Here is a 17555-nt window from a genome sequence, read left to right as displayed (position 1 = left end):
TCAGTTCAGCTTTTTTACTATGCTAATCTTTGTCATTTTTGTTATCCTTGCGATAGCACGTATGCTGTTCAAAGGAATAATTGTTTTTCGAGGTTATTTCAATAGGGGGAATGTGATAAACTTGAAGAAGTTTTTATAAAGGGGAGTATGATAAAGAATGAAACGTTTTGGAATCGATATTGATGGGACAGTTACGTCACCTGAATCTTTACTGCCTCACATAAATGATCATTTTCAACTGAATTTAACCTTACAGGACATCACCCAATACGAGCTGACAAAGGTTTTGGACATATCACCCCAAACCTTTGGAAAATGGTTCAAAGAAGCAGAACCGCTCATTTACAAAGAGTCTCCCCTTGCTCCCGGCGCAAAAACGATCCTGGATCAGTGGAAAGAGAAGCACGAACTTTATTTTATCAGTGCAAGAAGAACCGACCTCATCGATATTACGAAGGAATGGTTCGATGAACAGGACCTTATGTATCATCATATCGAATTGATCGGATCTCACGATAAAATATCCACTGCAAAAAAACATGCAGTCGATATTTTCTTTGAAGATAAACACGATAATGCAGTGGCCATATCCGAGGAATTATCCATCCCGGTTTTGTTATTCAACACGCCTTATAATCAAAAACCGATCCCTGATGGGGTCATTCGTGTGAATGACTGGAAGGAAGCGGATTCCTGGGTACAGAACTGGCTGCAGCAACAACGCTAATCATAGAAATGGCCTCGGAATCGAGGCTTTTTCTATGCCTTTTTAAACAAGGATTTAAATCGTTCTACGCGCTTCCGATTCACTTTGAAATCATAATACCCTAGGCGTGAACCCGACTTGAAATGCAATAGGCGGGTACTTTCATCAATATAAAGCTCCAGGTCATCCTTGAATTTCATCCATTTGGATGTGAAGACGGCATGCACATAATGCGTCCCTTCTTCCTTTATTTCCACATGATCAAATTGATTCAGCGTCTGGTGTATCCTTGCTTTCGTATTTGCCACTTTCCCATTTACGGGAAGAGGCGCGATCCTGTGGTAAGACGTAAGGTCTATCGTACTCACACAGTTTTTTTTATTGGTGGGGCAGTGTGTGAAAGGGGCCGATCTCATGGCTACATCTCCTCTATTCCTTCTATCTACCTATTTTTCCCCTCCTTTACACAAGGTTAAACACGTGAAGATGTTCGCAAGAAAAAAGAGACCCCGAGGGATCCCTATTGACACTGTGGACATTTACCGTATATTTCAAATTTATGTCCCGATATATCATAGCCGGTTTCAGCTAAATTTTCTTTCAACGCTTCCATTGGACAGGTATGGATTTCTTTCGTTTTCCCACAATCCATACAAATGAAGTGATGATGGTGATGATGACTTTCACACGTAATCCGGAAATGCCTTTCACTGGATAACTCCGTTTCTTCCAGTATGCCAAGCTCTACGAATAGGCTTAAATTACGATAAATGGTATCGAAGCTCAGACCGGGATAATCGGCTTTCATATACTCCAGCACGTCCCTCGCCGTTAAATATTTATTCGAGCTTGAAAACAGTTCAAGTAATTGCTGCCGTTTCCCCGTATGCTTATATCCTTTTGCTTTTAACAAATCCATCGCTTCCGTTACATTCATTTCCTACACCTCACCTTTTGAAGAATGACTCGACGACCTCAATTTCTTGATGAGGATCGTCAGGAGAAGAATCAAGATGGCTGTCATGACGATCGTTCCACCGGGAGCAAGATTCAAATAAAAGGCGCTCACTAGCCCGACGATGACGGAAATCTCCCCGAATAAAAGGGAATATCCAATCGTCTGTTTAAATCCGTTCGCGATCCTGATACTCGCGGCAACCGGCAATGTCATGAGAGATGATACCAGAAGGATTCCCACAATGCGCATGGAGGCGGCAATCACAAGGGCGACCATGATCATGAAGATAAAATGGATCGCCTTCGCAGGGATCCCGGATGCCTTTGCATGATCCTCATCAAAGGATAAAAGGAATAACTCTTTATACAATAAGAAAATCACTCCGATGACAAGGACACTGATCCCGCCAATCAGATACAGGTCCCCCCTGCTGACTGCGCTGACACTCCCAAATAAATAACTGAATAGATCCGTGTTGAAACCGTCGGCGAGTGAAATGAATATGACCCCTATCCCGATTCCCCCGGACAGGATGATCGGGATCGCAAGCTCCTGGTAATGCTTATATACCATTCTTAATCGTTCTATGAATAAGGAACCCATCACGGAGAACGCCATTCCAAAGTAAAGGGGATTCAACCCTGAAAATCCAGGCAACGTTTTGCTTAAGTACAGACTTGCCGCAATGCCTGAGAGCGTCACATGGCTCAGGGCATCGGCAATCAGGGATAATCTCCTAACCACGATGAATGCCCCGAGTAACGGAGCGATAATCCCGATAAGGATTCCTGTCAGAAATGCATTTTGTAAAAATTCATATTGAAAAATAGCTTGAAGCATTTTCTTCCCTCCGATCGATCATGAATGATGATGTTCATGATCATGATTCAAAAAATGTACATCATGACCATAAAAAGAGGAAAGCTGATTTTCTTTGAGCTTTTCAAACTCTTCTGTTTTGCCATGGAAATGTAAATGTTTATTTAAGCAGGCAACATGTGTCACCTTATTTGAGATCGACCCGATGTCATGGGTGACCAGCACAAGTGTGATACCTAGATCCTTGTTCAACCTTTCTAACATATCATAGAAGTTTTGTACGTTACGGCTGTCGACTCCCACTGTCGGTTCATCGAGGATCAATACATCAGGCTGACTCACAAGGGCCCTTGCGATGAAGACCCTTTGCTGCTGACCTCCTGATAATTCTCCGATATTCCGTTTGGCGAACTCACCCATGCCGACTGATTCGATTGCTTGAATCACATCTTTCTTATATGCTGCTGAGACACGCTTGAACAATCCTGCCTTTTTCGCCAGACCGCTTGCCACCACTTCATAAACGGTAGCCGGAAATCCTGTGTTGAAGCTGTTTGCCTTCTGTGAGACAAAGCCGATGCGGTCCCATTGTTTGAATTTATTCTGGGGGATCCCGAACAGCTCAATATTCCCCTGTTTCACCCGAAGCAGGCCAAGGACCAGCTTAAGTAATGTGGATTTCCCAGAACCGTTCGGACCAACGATTCCGAGAAAAGCACCTCTTGGTATGCTCAAATTAATATCTTCGAGAACCCTTTCACGCTCATAGCGGAAATTCACATCTTCTATTTTTATCACTGGATTTGTCATATCCATCTATATCATCTCGCTTTATAAGAATCATTACGATTTAAAAGTACATAGGGTAGTATACAGGATGAATCATCAATTGTAAATGATTCCGTTCTTCACTCAAAAAGGGACCGCCCACTTGTTTGGGCAGTCCGTGTCATCGTCCGTTTCTTTCTCTCATTTTCTAATAAAAGTGTCACTTTCTTGATGTGAGATACATATGTATCATTTGAGGAGTGATAAACATGAAGCTATTACAAAATGTGATTAATCACAAAATTAACCATATTACAAATGATGAGTTATTAAAGTATGCAAAACAATATAACATTTCTCTCACGTCCCAGCAGGCAACAAGCATCGTTCAGAGCGTAAAAGGGAAAAACATCAATATCTTCGATGATACGAAGAGAAGCAGATTGGTGAAGGACCTGGCTAAGATCATCGGTCCAAAGAAAGCCAAGGAAATCAACCAGCTCTTTTTGCAGCTCATCCGATAAAAAAAGAGGAGGCGGTCACGTCTTGAGACATGACCTACCTCCTCCACTCTTTACTGATTCATTATCTTCGTCAATACCTCTTCATCGAAGGTTTGATTACGAAGCATGTCGATTTCAAACTTATAAGGAGGCTTTTTATTTTTCTTATCTTCCCCTACATAAGGTGTTTCCAATATCTTGGGAATATCCTTAAGCTGCGGATGATGCACAATATAATTCAGTGCCTTGAATCCGATATGCCCGAATCCCAGGTTTTCATGCCGGTCCTTAGCCGCTCCACGTTCATTCTTACTATCATTTATGTGAAGAACTTTCAAGCGGTCGATGCCTACGATTTTATCGAATTCTTCCAATACCCCATCGAAATCTTCTACGATATTGTATCCTGCATCATGTGTATGACACGTATCAAAGCAGACGGAAAGGCGATCATTCAGTTCCACTCCATTTATGATCTGAGCGATTTCCTCAAAGGATCTCCCACATTCAGAACCTTTTCCAGCCATTGTCTCAAGGGCAATTTGAACCTTATGATCCTTTGTCAGCACTTCGTTAAGGCCTTCAATGATCTTCGCAATCCCCTGATCCGCTCCCGCACCGACATGAGCACCAGGATGAAGGACGATCTGTCCTGCCCCGATCGCTTCTGTGCGCCCCATTTCAGAGCGAAGGAAATTGACTCCCAATTCGAATGTAGAAGGGTTGGTCGTATTTCCGATATTGATGATATAAGGAGCATGTACCACGATGTCCTCTATTCCATTTTCTTTCATATGAGCAAGACCCGCTTCGATATTCAGGTCTTCGATTTTTTTCCTTCTCGTGTTCTGTGGTGCACCTGTATAAATCATGAAGGTATTCGCACCATACGAAACGGCTTCTTCACTTGAAGCGAGTAACATATTCTTTCCACTCATGGAAACATGGGATCCAATCTTAACCATTCTTCTCAACTCCTAAGAAAATCTCTCTTTATAGTATCGAATGTGTACAAATGAATCACGTTCAAACCCTTATTTGTTTCTGTTTTTTATTCTTCTTTCCCGCTTCTTGATTTGATCCATTTTGTATTTCATTTTCTTTTTATATCCCGGTTTAACCGATTTCGGTTTACGGACTAGCGATTTTGCCTTTTCATCGATTTCATCAACGTTCGATTTTTGACGGTTTTTACGCTTGTTCAGAGGAGGCAGCTCGGACCATTCTCCTTTTTTAATATCCCGATGGGAAAAGCTGATTCCAAGCTTCTCCAGACGATTCAGCGCATCTTCATCCGAAGGCGTATAAATGGTGAAGGCAATACCGCTATTCCCCGCACGTGCTGTACGGCCTGAACGATGAACATAGAAATCCAGATCCTGAGGCAGTTCATAGTTGATGATATGGCTGACCCCTTCGATATCGATCCCTCTGGCTGCAAGGTCTGTTGCCACAATGTATTGATAATCAAGGTTTCTTATTTGTTTCATCATTTTCTTACGTTCACGAGGGGAAAGATCACCGTGAATACGGCCGACCTTCAATCCTTTGGCAATCAGGGCATCCGCTACTTCATCCGCCTTTTGCTTCGTGTTGGTGAACACGATCCCTAAGTAAGGATTGATTTCCACTAAAATATTGTAAAGCATATTGGTTTTATCACGGCTCTTCAAAGGGACGATCACGTGTTCAATATTTTTGGCCGATAGCTGTTCCGGCTCCACGTGGGCATATTGTGGATTTTCCATATACTTCTTCAAAAACGGCTTCAGTTTCTCTGGGATTGTGGCAGAAAACACCAACATCTGTAGTTTCTCAGGCATCTTCGCCGCAATTTGATCCACATCTTCAATGAATCCCATATCGAGCATCAAATCAGCTTCATCGATCACAAGAAGCTTCGCTGTATAGACAAATAGTGCCTGGTCCTTTACAAGGTCATTAATTCGTCCCGGCGTACCGACAACGATATGAGGCTGATGCTTTAACTTTTCGATCGTTCTCTGTTTGTCCGTTCCCCCGATATAGCAACGGGATACGATCTCAGTATCCTTCGTAATCTTAAGTACTTCCTGATAAATCTGTTGTGCCAATTCACGGGTAGGTGCAGTGATGACAGCTTGTACCTGCTCAGAAGCTGCATCCACCTTTTCGATGATCGGTAATAGATACGAGTGGGTTTTCCCCGTTCCCGTCTGAGATTGACCGATCGCACTTTGTCCCTTTAAGATCAGAGGGATCATTTTCTTCTGAATTTCAGTTGGTTCATAGAAACCCAGTTCTTCTACAGCTTCATTGATGAAAGACTGAAATCCAAATTGCAGAAATAAATTCTTTTTCATTGAGTACATCTCCTTTTATCTTCATATCCTTTTATTTACGCTGTCATCGGGATGGATGTCTATGCCGTTCACATCATCACCACAGATTTATATAAAATGTATAGATCACTTTTTTAGTTGTCAGTGATTTTATTTTAACGTTTAGAAGCGTGATATTTAAAGAACATCTAACCATTATAATCAATTTTCAGCAAAACATCTAGGTCAACTTGATATTATTTCAGATGTTATTGTCACAATACCCTTTTTTAACCTGTTGCATACTCTATAGTGACAACGAATTTATTGAAATGAAAGGAGGCTGTCATGATGCCGCCTAGAAGAATGAGAAATCAGGGTCAGGATATGAGAAATCCTTTCGGAATGAGACAGCGCCAGGGGAACGGATTCGGGTTACAGCAACCCGGGATGAATACATTCGGATTGGGTCAACGGCAAGGTAACGGGTTCGGATTGCAGCAGCAGTCTGGCAGGAATCATTTCGGGATGGGACAGACACAGCCCCCGCCTTTTCAATTTGGAAGGCAAACTCCTAAACAAGGCTTTAATATGGGAATGAATCAAAGAGGAGGAGGCAGAGGGCAAGGCAAAGGGTTGCTGTCGAAGTTCCTGAAAAAAGGGGAAAACCGCAATGCAGGCGGTGGAGGACTTCTGGAACAATTTACGAGGTCTTCTGCAGGTGAAACCGGATTCGAGCGATCACCTCAGGCAGCTGGGGGAATCATGCAATCTCTCTTGAATCCCGGCAATGTCAATTCCTTTCTGTCCAACACTCAACAAATGTTGCAGACTGCCCAGCAGTTGGGCCCGATGTTTCAGCAATATGGTCCGATGGTCAAAAATATTCCTTCTCTTTGGAAGCTGTACCGCGGGTTTAAGGATATGTCTGCTGAAACGCCTGATGACCTATCGACAGAGGTTCAAAGTGAGGAAAGTGAAGAAATCCCCGAAGCAGAAATCCCTGTAAAGAAAAAAAAGAAAAAGAAACCTTCTGTAAAAATCACTGATGAAGAAGATTGGGATGATGAGGCACCGGCTAAATCACATCCAAAACCAAAACTATATATATAAAAGTCGCATCCCTAAAGGTATTCCATCACCTGACAGGGATTATTTTTTGGGTATAAAAGTAAAAAACATGTGTCACTTGTTCATGTGAAAATGATCCTTCACTTCGTTCTCTTTGTCAGACGGACCTTTCTCCTTTATAATGAAGACAAAAGACTCTCTCATGTAGGAGGATATTTATTGATGGATATTATTAAGATTACTCCGAGAGGCTATTGTTATGGTGTGGTAGATGCAATGGTCATTGCTAGAAATGCCGCATTAGACAAATCGCTTCCTCGTCCAATTTATATTCTGGGGATGATCGTCCATAACAAACATGTAACGGATGCGTTTGAAGAAGACGGTATCATCACTCTCGATGGCAGCAATAGAAAAGAAATCATTGAACAGGTGAATGAAGGAACGGTGATCTTCACCGCCCACGGAGTCTCTCCTGAGGTGAAAGAAATCGCGAAGCAAAAAGGGTTGGTTACACTGGATGCTACCTGTCCCGACGTCACAAAGACACATGATTTGATCCGGGCCAAAGAAGCCGAGGGCTATGATGTGATTTATATCGGGAAAAAGGGGCATCCCGAGCCTGAAGGCGCAGTCGGTGTCGCACCCGAAATCGTTCACCTCGTCGAAACAGCCGACGACGTCGAACAGCTGTCCATCGACAACGATAAGATCATCGTGACGAACCAAACAACCATGAGTCAATGGGATGTACTTGATACGATGGATAAAGTGAAGGAAATGTATCCTCATGTCGAGCTGCACAAAGAAATCTGCCTGGCTACCCAAGTACGACAGGAAGCAGTGGCAGAGCAGGCAGGGGATGCAGATGTCCTTATCGTCGTCGGCGACCCGAAGAGCAATAACTCCAATCGCCTTGCACAAGTGTCGATGGATATCGCAGGTACACCTGCCCACCGCATCTCAGACATCAGCGAGCTCGATATAGAATGGATCAAAGATGCGGGTGTCGTCGCTGTCACTGCCGGTGCATCCACTCCAACACCGATTGTGAAGGAAGTCATTAAATTCCTGGAAGCTTTTGATCCAAATGACGAGTCCACATGGACAAGAGAGCGCAATGTCCCATTAAATAAGATACTCCCTAAAGTCAGGAAAGCGAAAATGGGAACCAAATAAGAATGCTGAAAGGCCCCTTGCGAAATCTCAAGGGGCCTTTCTTTTTTACATATACGTAAAGGGGTTCGTTTCTGCTTTCGAAGCAAATATATTGACAATAAACCCTTTTTCCGAGCATCTTTTGGCTAAATGAGCGGCTACTCCCTCTTTCATCACCTTTTCAATGTGATGGCCTGCATCCACAATATTTAGCCCCATCATCATGGCGTCATGGGCCGTATGATAATAGATATCACCGGAAACGAACACATCGGCACCCTGTCTCTTGGCTTTTCCGATGAACTTATTACCATCTCCGCCGAGTACCGCCACTTTCTTCACCTTTGCGTCCCCGTCCCCAATCAACCTGATTCCATCCATGCCTAATGTTTTCTTTACAAACAGTGCAAAGTCCTTCAGGCTCATCTCCTCTGCTAAATAGCCGATCCTGCCCAGTCCAAGGGCATTAGAACCGTTTTCCAGGGAGTAGATATCATAGGCGATTTCTTCATATGGATGGTGGGTAAACATGGATTTCAATACTTTTTTCTCCAGGGAAACCGGATAAACCGTCTCCACCTTTTCTTCTGAAACCTCTTCAAGGGCGCCCTGTTTTCCTATATGAGGATTTGTTCCCTCCCCGGGCAGGAATCTCCCCTGTCCCTCAGAGGAGAAGGTGCAATGGGAATAATTACCGATATGTCCTGCTCCGGCTTTCCCTAAAGCCTCCCTCAGTTCCCCTGCATGTTCTTTCGGCACATAAACCGCCAATTTACGAATTTCTTCCTGATAGGTAGGAACAAGTACAGAAGGATCCTGTAATTGAAGCTTAGCAGCGAGTAGATCATTCACACCGCCTGCCGCCACATCAAGATTGGTATGGGCAGCATATACGCTAATATCATGTTTGATCAGCTTCTCAATCATTCTTCCCTGATACGTATCCGTTTGTAAAGATTTCAGTGGTCGAAATAATGGCGGATGATGGGCAATGATCAATTTGACATTATTCTTGATCGCTTCATCCACGACATTTTCCAGCACGTCCAGTGTGATCATGACATTTTCGACCTTCTCATTCAGCTTACCGATCTGAAGTCCGATCGGATCACCGCTTTCAGCCAGATATTTCGGAGAGAACTCTTCAAAAAGCTGAATGATTTCATGTCCGTTCACTGTTTTCATGAGATCAGGACCTCCTCAACCATTTTGATTTTGTGCAGAAGCTCATTTTTACGTACTTCCAACGCTTCGGTCTGCTCTGCTTTTTCCATGTTATTCACGATATTCTTCCACTGTCGGAGTTCCTGATTCCATTTTTTGATGAATGCAGCATTTCGATCCTTCATCAAGAACGGCCCGAGCAGCAATTCTTTTTCACGTTCCTTCGAGTAGTGGGTGCTTGGATCTCCTTTTTCTGCTATCAAAATTTCATATAGCTTATCATCTTCTTCAAGGATTTCCTCACCGATTAGATCCCAACCATTTTCCATCAGCCATGTCCTGATCGATTTCGCACTCACATTGGGCTGTAGGATCAATCTTGGTCCGTCAGTCAGTTTGTCCTTGCCAGCCTCCAAGATTGATGCAATCAAAGCACCCCCCATCCCGGCGATCGTAATACAATTGACTTCACCGGGTGATAAGACTTCCAGACCATTGCCTAACCTTACTTCAACTTCCCGCGTTAACCCCGCATCTTCCACCTGTTTTTTCGCAGAAAGGTAAGGGCCTTTTACCACCTCACCGGCGATCGCTGAAGAAGCGATACCTTTATTGACTGCATAGCAAGGAAGGTAGGCATGATCTGAACCGATATCGGCAATTTTTGATTGTTTTGGTATGTATGAAACAACGGTTTCAAGTCGTTTTGATAATTGTTGGATATTCATTCGTTCACCTTTACTCATTATTATTGGTCCTGCTTATCTGATACTCATTTTAACCAACTTCTCCATATAAAAAAAGTCCTTTGCCCAAAGACAAAGAACCTTTTTCAATCATTCATTATTTAAGTGATTTGATCCAGTCTGCCATTGCATCAAGATTTTCATCTGCTACAAGACCGGCCGGCATGATGCCTCCACCATTTTTGATTCTATCTTTGATCTCGTCTTTAGACAGCTTCGTTCCTTTAAGAGCTGGACCCGCGCCACCTTCATAGTTCCCACCATGACAAGATACACAAGACTCCTTGTACTTAGCTTCCGGATCGAACTCCCCGCTTGAAGCTTGTTCGCCTTCTTTGCCAGCAGTCTCACCATGCTTTTCTTCCTTCGCTTTATCTTCGGCATTGTTAAGGCCTTCAATCGACAAGAAGAAAATAAGACCAATTCCAAGGGCCATGATCAGTACGAATGGGATGATTGGATTACGATTCATGATTTTAACCTCCTTTATGTACAACATCCAAAAAATAGTGCTCTTTTCAACACTTTATATTTTACTGTAAAAACCGACAAAGTAAAAGTACTATCAATTAACTTTTCCATCTTTCTCACAAATTAGACACATTTCCTTCTTTTTTCCTGTTTTTCATCTTTTGTTTCTTCTCACATACCCCATATGAAACAAAATAGATGAGCCCTATCAGCCCCCAGAGGACCGATAGAGCTCATTTATCCTTATAGAGGATTCTACCCCTATTGGCAGCCGATCAACCTTGAAATCACCATTCTCTGCACCTCTGATGTCCCTTCTCCAATTTCAAGGAGTTTCGCGTCCCTTAAGTAGCGCTCAACATGGTATTCTTTCATGTAACCGTATCCGCCATGGATCTGAATGGCTTCGTCGGCCACTTCCATACTGATTTCAGACGCGTACAATTTACACATTGACGCTTCTTTGGAAAATGGTCTTCCCTGGTCCTTTAACCATGCTGCTTTATGAACCATGTTCCTCGCGAGCTCGATCTTCATTGCCATATCAGCCAGCTTAAATTGCGTAACCTGAAATTGAGATAACGTTTTACCGAACTGCTTTCTCTCTTTCGAATATTGAAGAGCCTTGTCAAAAGCAGCCTGAGCCACACCGACAGCCATTGCCCCGATTCCGATCCTGCCTCCGTCAAGGGTGACAAGGAACTGCTTGAATCCTTCCCCCTGCTTCCCTAACAGGTTTTCCTTAGGCACTTCCACGTCCTCAAGGACCAGCTCAGTTGTATTGGAGGAATGAAGCCCCATTTTTTCATAATTATCAATGACCGTAAATCCTTTGGCTTTGGTAGGTACGATGATGGCACTGATCTCTTTATTCCCGTTGTTCCTGCCTGTGATCGCCGTTAACGCGAGATGATTCGCGTAACTTGCATTGGTGATGTAACATTTATTCCCGTTGATGACCCATTTATCCCCTTTATCTTCAGCAGTGGTCTGGGTTCCCCCCGCATCTGAACCGGCATTGGGTTCAGTCAGGCCGAAAGCGCCAAATGATTCCCCTGTACAAATCGGCGTTAAGTATTCCTGTTTCTGTTCGTGTGTACCAAATAAATTGATCGGGGCGCCTCCCAATGAAATATGGGCAGAGTACGTGATCCCTGTAGAGGCACATGCACGGCTGAGCTCTTCTGTTACGATGGCAAAGCTTACTGTATCCGCTCCGGCTCCACCATATTCTTCCGGAAAGGGAAGCCCCATCATCCCCAGGTCAGAAAGTTTCTTGAAGATTTCTTTTGGAAATTCCTTTGTGCGGTCACGATCCAACGCCCCAGGTGCCACTTCTTCTTCAGCGAATTCCCTGATCGTTTTCCTAATCATTGCTTGCTCTTGTGTTAAGTCGAAATTCATCTTTATCCCCCTTGTCTAACTTTGATGACTGAAAGCCACAGACTTCTACAGTATATAAAGCGCTTTCAAGCATAGTCATCACACTCTATGAATACGCTCTCATTCCTATTATAAGAGGGGATCATGAATTTTCTCAACTTTAAAAAACTTTTAAATTTTCAGAAGTTATAGTAATATATAAATTCCGACAAGGGCCGCTCCTACCGATCCTGCCAGCGTGAAATACTTCATCTTCCACTTCATCCCTGCACCAATCCATATAAAACAGTTCAGAAACAAGGTTACGTATAATGGCAAAGAGTGCCCTTCAAAGATCCTTTCCGTCAGTTCCATGGATGAAAGAAGGAGGATGCAAGCAGCTGACGCATAGAGAAGTAAAGAAGAAATTTGTTTCTTAGTATAATAAATTCCTACACCCATTAATAATCCGACAAAACTTGCCAAAATCGCTGTTTGCAAAACGATTGACAATTCAGTAAAATAAATGACAAATAATGAAATTAAGATCGAAGAAATGGAAACCAGAAAACCTTTTAGGAAATGATTCTTCTGATATTCCGCTGATTCTCTGTCATCGATTCCTGCCCCTTCTGTATATAATGCAAGAAGATAATCACAATATTGTTCAGGCAGCATCTTCGTTTGCTTCCAAAGAAGGATTTCATGGATGATGGTTTCTTTTTTTGAATTCTTTATTCTGGTCACTTTGTCACACCTTTTGTAGTTGCATCCTTTAAGTCTATTCGGCAACGATCAGGGGAAACCCTTTAATTTGGACAAAAAAAACCACCTCTATGCACAATAGAGGCAGTAAAGGATGGTTCTATTCCAAAAAGTCTTTCAATCGTTTGCTTCTGCTTGGATGGCGCAGTTTCCGAAGGGCTTTCGCTTCGATTTGTCGAATACGTTCCCGGGTAACACCAAACACTTTACCCACTTCTTCCAATGTACGCGTTCTGCCGTCATCCAGACCAAAACGTAATCGTAAAACATTTTCTTCACGGTCTGTAAGAGTATCCAGAACATCTTCAAGCTGTTCTTTCAACAATTCGTAAGCTGCATGTTCCGAAGGGGATTGAGCTTCTGCATCCTCGATGAAGTCCCCAAGATGAGAATCGTCTTCTTCACCAATCGGTGTTTCAAGGGATACAGGTTCTTGAGCGATCTTAAGAATTTCACGAACCTTTTCAGGAGTCAGATCCATTTCTTCGGCAATTTCTTCCGGTGCAGGTTCACGGCCGAGATCTTGAAGTAATTGTCTTTGTACACGAATCAGCTTATTGATGGTCTCAACCATATGAACCGGGATACGTATCGTTCTTGCCTGGTCCGCAATGGCACGGGTGATGGCTTGTCGAATCCACCAAGTCGCATACGTACTGAATTTGTACCCTTTCCGGTAATCGAACTTTTCCACTGCTTTAATTAGACCCATGTTACCTTCCTGGATAAGATCCAAGAATAGCATCCCGCGGCCTACATAGCGTTTTGCGATACTGACAACGAGTCTCAGGTTCGCTTCTGCCAGACGTCGCTTGGCTTCCTCATCACCATCTTCAATTCGCTTGGCAAGATTGATCTCTTCCTCTGCAGAAAGTAAATCGACTCTCCCAATTTCCTTCAGGTACATACGTACAGGATCATTTATCTTAACCCCGGGAGGAACGCTTAAATCATTTAGATTAAATTCTTCTTCCTCTTCCTTCTCTAACTCCGTGGCACCTGGATCATCATCTTCGTCACTTTCATTAACGATTTCTACACCCTGCTCACCTAAGTGTTCATAGAATTCATCCATTTGATCGGAATCCAATTCAAAGCCGGATAGTTTATCGGCAATATCTTCGTATGTGAGGACTCCTCTTTTCTTACCTTGGTTAACTAAAAATTCTTTCACCTGATCAACTGTTAATTCTGACGCTATTTGTTTGGAACGCGCTGACTTTTCAGCCATTTGTTCCCCTCCTTCCAACTTCCTTACAAAACTTTATAGAGACTTACGCAGCTGTAAGATTTCCATTGCTATTTGTGCTTCCTGCCTATAATCCTTTAGTCTTTCCGCTTCTTTTCTTTCCACTTCTTTTTCTTTTATTCTCAACATCTTTTGATGTTTTAACACCTGGTTAACGTAATCTGTCAATTCTTGATCCGTACTTTCTTCGCTTATGGACATCATTTCGATTTCCGTCACGATCCTTCTGAGCCTTTCATCAGGAAGGTACCCGATAAACGAACTGGCACTTGGAGGCAGACCTTCTTCATAATAACCCAATAAATAAGTAATAATAGCCTGATGCTCATCAATATTGAGGTTCGTGCCTGCAAGCCACTCCTGAATCTTATAAGCGGTATTCGGATCCTTCAGCATGTAAGCAATCAACCTACGCTCAGCGGTTTGATATGCAGGCAAGAGCCTTGACTGGGTGGATTGTTTGAAATTCCCTTGCATACCGACCTGTTTAGGCGGTTTAGGAACGCGGTTTTCCGGCCCTTGCAATTCAGACAGCTGTTGTTGAAGAGCCTCTAACGATAGTTCAAACTCATCAGCCAAGTATCTTAAATAATAATCCTTTTCAACCGCTTTACTTAATTGAGTAATTTCCTTTAGTATGTCTTCTATATACTTAAGGCGATCTCCTTCATCATTTAAGTTTTTATTCAGTTTATAATACCGAAGCTTAAACGCCATGAACGTCAAACTTGCCCCTATTACATCCTGTTGGAATCGTTCTGAACCATATTTGGCAATGTAGTCATCAGGGTCTAATTGTTCGGGTATTATAGCTACGCGTATGTCCAACTGATGCTTATGAAGAAGCTTTCCGGCTCTGAATGCGGCTTCCACCCCGGCAGAATCACCATCGTAACAAATGATGATGGAATCCGTTAATCGCTTTAACAGGCCTATTTGCTGTTCTGTCAACGAAGTACCCATGGTGGCTACCCCGTTTTCAACCCCGGCTTCGCTCGCTGAAATAACATCTGCGAACCCTTCAAATAATATTGCCTGCTGTTTTCTTCTAATCATGGATCGTGCATCATGATAATGATAAAGGATGCTGCTTTTATTGAAGATCTTTGTTTCAGGACTGTTTAAGTATTTCGGCTGATCATCCGCATCGATCGTCCTGCCTGAAAATGCGACGGTATTCCCTTTTGCATCCACAATGGGGAACATGATTCTTCCCCTGAAGCGATCGAGGAAGGAATCGTCCTTTTCCCTTCTGACGAGTAGCCCCGCGGCTTCCATCAGGTCAAGGGAGTAACCCCTCTTTTCCAGGAATTTGACCGTGAAGTCCCAACTCGGGAGTGACCATCCAATTTGAAATTTCGTGATGCTTTCCGTTGTAAAGCCCCTTGCAAGCAGATATTCAAGCGCTTCCTGACCTTCCTTTGTATTTAGAAGGAGATGATGGTAAAATTTACTTAATAAGCTGTGGGCTTCCAACATTTGCTTCTCGTCCTCTTGAGGGGGAAGCGGTTGATCCGATGATGGTGTTTGGATGGAAATTTCTTCGCCGACTCTTGCTCCGAGCTTCTGAGCCGCTTCAAGGAAGCTGAGGCCGTCTACATCCATGAGAAACGTAAATGCGTTTCCTCCTGCACCACATCCAAAGCAATGAAAAATTTGTTTGTCGGGAGAAACAGAAAAAGATGGAGTATTTTCTCCATGGAACGGACATAAACCAAAATAATTTCTGCCCTGCTTTTTCAGTTGTACATAATCACTGACAACGTCGACGATATCGGTTGACGATAAAATATTATTTAACTTATCTTCAGGGATTCTTTCAGACATACTCTATCACCTGTTTTTATTAACCCTCTTAATCCATTCTGTACTTATTGCGATTCTCCTGCAATTTCCGACAAGATTTTATCGAAGGACATACAAAATGTTTCTCTGTCTTCATTTGTAAAAGGCTTGGGACCTTTACCGTAGTTGCCTCTCCTGCGTTCTTTGGCTGCGACATACCGATAATCGAGTGCCGTGACAATGCTCTCTTCCCTGTAGGCTTTTCCCCTGGGAGAGATGGCATAAACTTTTTTCGGTAATACCAGACTTGCAAGCCCTATGTCCTGTGTGATCAGGGCATCTCCTGCCTTCACATGATTCATGATGTATAAGTCTGCCGCTTCTTTCGAACTATCCACATATACCCATTCACCTTCATCAGGTGTGTTCTTCCTGTGGGCATGGGAAGCAACAAAAATGATCTTAAAGCCATAACCTTTTGTTATTTTAATGATCTCCTGTTTTACCGGGCAAGCATCCGCGTCTACATATACGGTAGGGTTATGTTCGCTAATACTAACTATTCTACATCACTCCGTATTATCCTTCTCTCTTTTAGAACTTTCCCAGAGAATTGATTAAAATTGTCGAATTTTAATTCAGACGAGACTTGACATATCACAATAATTAGTTTATTCCTTAAGAGTTTAGTCTAAACCTATTTTAAATATTTTTATCACAATTTTTTATTATAGTATAGTCGGACAAGTTTGACCACTATAAAAACTTAATTCCTTTAAGGTTTTTGTTCGTGCTTTGAAATTCATGAAACTTTATTAATATAAATGGACTAAATAAAAGATGATTCCCTCTATTTTTCAGGGGGAATCATCTTTTTATGTACACGGTCATTCGAATGACCACCGATCAATCGTTGGCTTTTTGGTAGATATTTGTGATGACATTGGCTGTTTCTTCGACGGCTTTGTTGGTTACGTCAATGACGTGACAGCCGATGCGGTCCGTAATTTTTTCAAAATACGTCAGTTCATCTTCTATACGTTTTATATTCGCGTAGCTCGCCTGATCGTTCAGTCCGAGAGACTTTAATCTTTCCCTGCGAATCGTATTCAGCTTTTCAGGGCTGATTTTTAACCCGAAGCATTTCTTCGGTGAAACCATGAATAATTCCTCCGGGGGATCCACTTCCGGTACAAGTGGAACATTCGCCACTTTGATCCTTTTCAGTGCAAGGTATTGCGAAAGAGGCGTTTTGGACGTTCTGGACACTCCGACAAGCACGATATCCGCCCTGAGGATGCCCCGCGGATCACGTCCATCATCGTATTTGACGGCAAATTCAATGGCTTCCACCTTCTTGAAGTAATCGTCATCAAGCTTTCTGACAGTCCCGGGTTCAAACAACGGTTCCCTCTGATAGGAAGCTTGAAATTTGTCCATTAATGGACCGATGATATCAAATGCATAGAGCTCTTCCTTTTCAGATTGTTCTTTAATGTAAGCACGCATATCCGGCTTTACAAGAGTGTACACAATCAACCCCTGATTGAGCTTCGCCAAGGAAATCACTTCATCGATATGTTCGGTGTCCTCTATATACGGAAAGCGCTTTATGACCGTATTGGAACCATTGAATTGGCTAATCGCCGCTTTTGTGACTAATTCAGCAGTCTCACCCACCGAGTCGGATACTACATAGATGATCGGTTCTTTCACGATCGTTCACCACC

The 17555-nt window shown here is 42.9% G+C and carries 19 protein-coding genes; 4 read left to right on the top strand and 15 right to left on the bottom strand.

Features of this window, described 5'->3' with window-relative positions; all coding sequences use genetic code 11:
- The first annotated feature begins 157 nt into the window (after positions 1 to 157).
- Entirely contained in the window at positions 158 to 727 is a 570-nt protein-coding gene (locus ATG71_RS12355; RefSeq protein ID WP_098439848.1) for a hypothetical protein, read from the top strand.
- A gap of 32 nt (positions 728 to 759) precedes the next feature.
- Here ATG71_RS12355 and ATG71_RS12350 read toward each other — a convergent pair whose 3' ends face one another.
- The 4 genes from ATG71_RS12350 to ATG71_RS12335 form a co-directional block, all read right to left on the bottom strand.
- Positions 760 to 1122: a DUF1499 domain-containing protein gene (locus ATG71_RS12350; RefSeq protein ID WP_098439847.1), complete on the bottom strand. Its 363-nt coding sequence runs from the start codon at positions 1120 to 1122 to the stop codon at positions 760 to 762.
- Positions 1123 to 1226: 104 nt separating this feature from the next.
- Positions 1227 to 1643 carry a Fur family transcriptional regulator gene (locus ATG71_RS12345; protein WP_098439846.1) on the bottom strand — a complete coding sequence of 139 codons (417 nt, stop codon included), beginning with the start codon at positions 1641 to 1643 and terminating at the stop codon, positions 1227 to 1229.
- 3 nt (positions 1644 to 1646) lie between these two features.
- Positions 1647 to 2504, bottom strand: a complete 858-nt coding sequence (locus ATG71_RS12340) for a metal ABC transporter permease (protein WP_098439845.1) — start codon at positions 2502 to 2504, stop codon at positions 1647 to 1649.
- 18 nt (positions 2505 to 2522) lie between these two features.
- Entirely contained in the window at positions 2523 to 3299 is a 777-nt protein-coding gene (locus ATG71_RS12335; RefSeq protein ID WP_286162992.1) for a metal ABC transporter ATP-binding protein, read from the bottom strand.
- A gap of 221 nt (positions 3300 to 3520) precedes the next feature.
- Here ATG71_RS12335 and ATG71_RS12330 point away from each other — a divergent pair, with 221 nt between their 5' ends.
- Complete coding sequence (locus ATG71_RS12330) at positions 3521 to 3775, top strand: DUF2624 domain-containing protein (RefSeq protein WP_098439844.1); 255 nt, start codon at positions 3521 to 3523, stop codon at positions 3773 to 3775.
- Positions 3776 to 3825: 50 nt separating this feature from the next.
- Here ATG71_RS12330 and ATG71_RS12325 read toward each other — a convergent pair whose 3' ends face one another.
- Together ATG71_RS12325 and ATG71_RS12320 are read right to left on the bottom strand one after the other, a co-directional pair.
- Entirely contained in the window at positions 3826 to 4719 is an 894-nt protein-coding gene (locus ATG71_RS12325) for a deoxyribonuclease IV (RefSeq protein WP_098439843.1), read from the bottom strand.
- A gap of 69 nt (positions 4720 to 4788) precedes the next feature.
- The gene (locus tag ATG71_RS12320) at positions 4789 to 6096 is read right to left on the bottom strand and encodes a DEAD/DEAH box helicase (protein ID WP_098439842.1); all 1308 of its coding nucleotides are present in this window, start codon (positions 6094 to 6096) and stop codon (positions 4789 to 4791) included.
- A gap of 306 nt (positions 6097 to 6402) precedes the next feature.
- On the opposite strand from ATG71_RS12320, the gene vrrA reads away from it, so the two are divergent.
- Both vrrA and ATG71_RS12310 read left to right on the top strand, forming a co-directional pair.
- Complete coding sequence (vrrA, locus tag ATG71_RS12315; protein ID WP_098439841.1) at positions 6403 to 7167, top strand: VrrA/YqfQ family protein; 765 nt, start codon at positions 6403 to 6405, stop codon at positions 7165 to 7167.
- Positions 7168 to 7347: 180 nt separating this feature from the next.
- Positions 7348 to 8304, top strand: a complete 957-nt coding sequence (locus tag ATG71_RS12310) for a 4-hydroxy-3-methylbut-2-enyl diphosphate reductase (RefSeq protein ID WP_061811249.1) — start codon at positions 7348 to 7350, stop codon at positions 8302 to 8304.
- 45 nt (positions 8305 to 8349) lie between these two features.
- On the opposite strand, the gene ATG71_RS12305 is transcribed toward ATG71_RS12310, so the two are convergent.
- The 9 genes from ATG71_RS12305 to ATG71_RS12265 all read right to left on the bottom strand — a co-directional run bounded on the left by ATG71_RS12305 (position 8350) and on the right by ATG71_RS12265 (position 17544).
- The gene (locus tag ATG71_RS12305) at positions 8350 to 9468 is read right to left on the bottom strand and encodes a Nif3-like dinuclear metal center hexameric protein (protein ID WP_098439840.1); all 1119 of its coding nucleotides are present in this window, start codon (positions 9466 to 9468) and stop codon (positions 8350 to 8352) included.
- Positions 9465 to 10175, bottom strand: a complete 711-nt coding sequence (locus ATG71_RS12300; RefSeq protein ID WP_098441815.1) for a tRNA (adenine(22)-N(1))-methyltransferase — start codon at positions 10173 to 10175, stop codon at positions 9465 to 9467. The genes ATG71_RS12305 and ATG71_RS12300 overlap by 4 nt, the downstream gene beginning before the upstream one ends.
- A gap of 115 nt (positions 10176 to 10290) precedes the next feature.
- A complete protein-coding gene (cccA, locus tag ATG71_RS12295; protein WP_098439839.1) occupies positions 10291 to 10665 on the bottom strand; it encodes a cytochrome c550 in 375 nt (124 codons plus the stop codon).
- 260 nt (positions 10666 to 10925) lie between these two features.
- Positions 10926 to 12068, bottom strand: a complete 1143-nt coding sequence (locus ATG71_RS12290; protein WP_098439838.1) for an acyl-CoA dehydrogenase — start codon at positions 12066 to 12068, stop codon at positions 10926 to 10928.
- A 165-nt stretch (positions 12069 to 12233) separates the two neighbouring features.
- Positions 12234 to 12773 (bottom strand): hypothetical protein, encoded by a 540-nt coding sequence (locus tag ATG71_RS12285; protein WP_286162991.1) that lies wholly within the window; start codon positions 12771 to 12773, stop codon positions 12234 to 12236.
- A 118-nt stretch (positions 12774 to 12891) separates the two neighbouring features.
- A complete protein-coding gene (rpoD, locus tag ATG71_RS12280; RefSeq protein WP_034757535.1) occupies positions 12892 to 14022 on the bottom strand; it encodes an RNA polymerase sigma factor RpoD in 1131 nt (376 codons plus the stop codon).
- A 33-nt stretch (positions 14023 to 14055) separates the two neighbouring features.
- Positions 14056 to 15867: a DNA primase gene (dnaG, locus tag ATG71_RS12275; RefSeq protein WP_098439837.1), complete on the bottom strand. Its 1812-nt coding sequence runs from the start codon at positions 15865 to 15867 to the stop codon at positions 14056 to 14058.
- A 44-nt stretch (positions 15868 to 15911) separates the two neighbouring features.
- Positions 15912 to 16379, bottom strand: coding sequence for a YaiI/YqxD family protein (locus ATG71_RS12270; protein WP_179886648.1), 468 nt, complete (start codon positions 16377 to 16379; stop codon positions 15912 to 15914).
- A 352-nt stretch (positions 16380 to 16731) separates the two neighbouring features.
- Positions 16732 to 17544, bottom strand: coding sequence for a pyruvate, water dikinase regulatory protein (locus ATG71_RS12265; RefSeq protein ID WP_098439835.1), 813 nt, complete (start codon positions 17542 to 17544; stop codon positions 16732 to 16734).
- Between the last annotated feature and the right edge of the window lie 11 nt (positions 17545 to 17555).

Origin of the sequence: Bacillus sp. es.034 (assembly GCF_002563655.1) — a bacterium.
Classification (GTDB): Bacteria; Bacillota; Bacilli; order Bacillales; family Bacillaceae_B; genus Rossellomorea.
Note: the sequence above shows the minus strand (reverse complement) of the source record. Positions and strands in the feature narration are given on the sequence as shown.

Coding starts and splice junctions, on each gene's coding strand:
- ATG71_RS12355 (WP_098439848.1), top strand. CDS start 158: ATGAAACGTTTTGGAATCGATATTGATGGGACAGTTACGTCACCTGAA.
- ATG71_RS12350 (WP_098439847.1), bottom strand. CDS start 1,122: ATGAGATCGGCCCCTTTCACACACTGCCCCACCAATAAAAAAAACTGT.
- ATG71_RS12345 (WP_098439846.1), bottom strand. CDS start 1,643: ATGAATGTAACGGAAGCGATGGATTTGTTAAAAGCAAAAGGATATAAG.
- ATG71_RS12340 (WP_098439845.1), bottom strand. CDS start 2,504: ATGCTTCAAGCTATTTTTCAATATGAATTTTTACAAAATGCATTTCTG.
- ATG71_RS12335 (WP_286162992.1), bottom strand. CDS start 3,299: ATGGATATGACAAATCCAGTGATAAAAATAGAAGATGTGAATTTCCGC.
- ATG71_RS12330 (WP_098439844.1), top strand. CDS start 3,521: ATGAAGCTATTACAAAATGTGATTAATCACAAAATTAACCATATTACA.
- ATG71_RS12325 (WP_098439843.1), bottom strand. CDS start 4,719: ATGGTTAAGATTGGATCCCATGTTTCCATGAGTGGAAAGAATATGTTA.
- ATG71_RS12320 (WP_098439842.1), bottom strand. CDS start 6,096: ATGAAAAAGAATTTATTTCTGCAATTTGGATTTCAGTCTTTCATCAAT.
- vrrA (WP_098439841.1), top strand. CDS start 6,403: ATGATGCCGCCTAGAAGAATGAGAAATCAGGGTCAGGATATGAGAAAT.
- ATG71_RS12310 (WP_061811249.1), top strand. CDS start 7,348: ATGGATATTATTAAGATTACTCCGAGAGGCTATTGTTATGGTGTGGTA.
- ATG71_RS12305 (WP_098439840.1), bottom strand. CDS start 9,468: ATGAAAACAGTGAACGGACATGAAATCATTCAGCTTTTTGAAGAGTTC.
- ATG71_RS12300 (WP_098441815.1), bottom strand. CDS start 10,175: ATGAATATCCAACAATTATCAAAACGACTTGAAACCGTTGTTTCATAC.
- cccA (WP_098439839.1), bottom strand. CDS start 10,665: ATGAATCGTAATCCAATCATCCCATTCGTACTGATCATGGCCCTTGGA.
- ATG71_RS12290 (WP_098439838.1), bottom strand. CDS start 12,068: ATGAATTTCGACTTAACACAAGAGCAAGCAATGATTAGGAAAACGATC.
- rpoD (WP_034757535.1), bottom strand. CDS start 14,022: ATGGCTGAAAAGTCAGCGCGTTCCAAACAAATAGCGTCAGAATTAACA.
- dnaG (WP_098439837.1), bottom strand. CDS start 15,867: ATGTCTGAAAGAATCCCTGAAGATAAGTTAAATAATATTTTATCGTCA.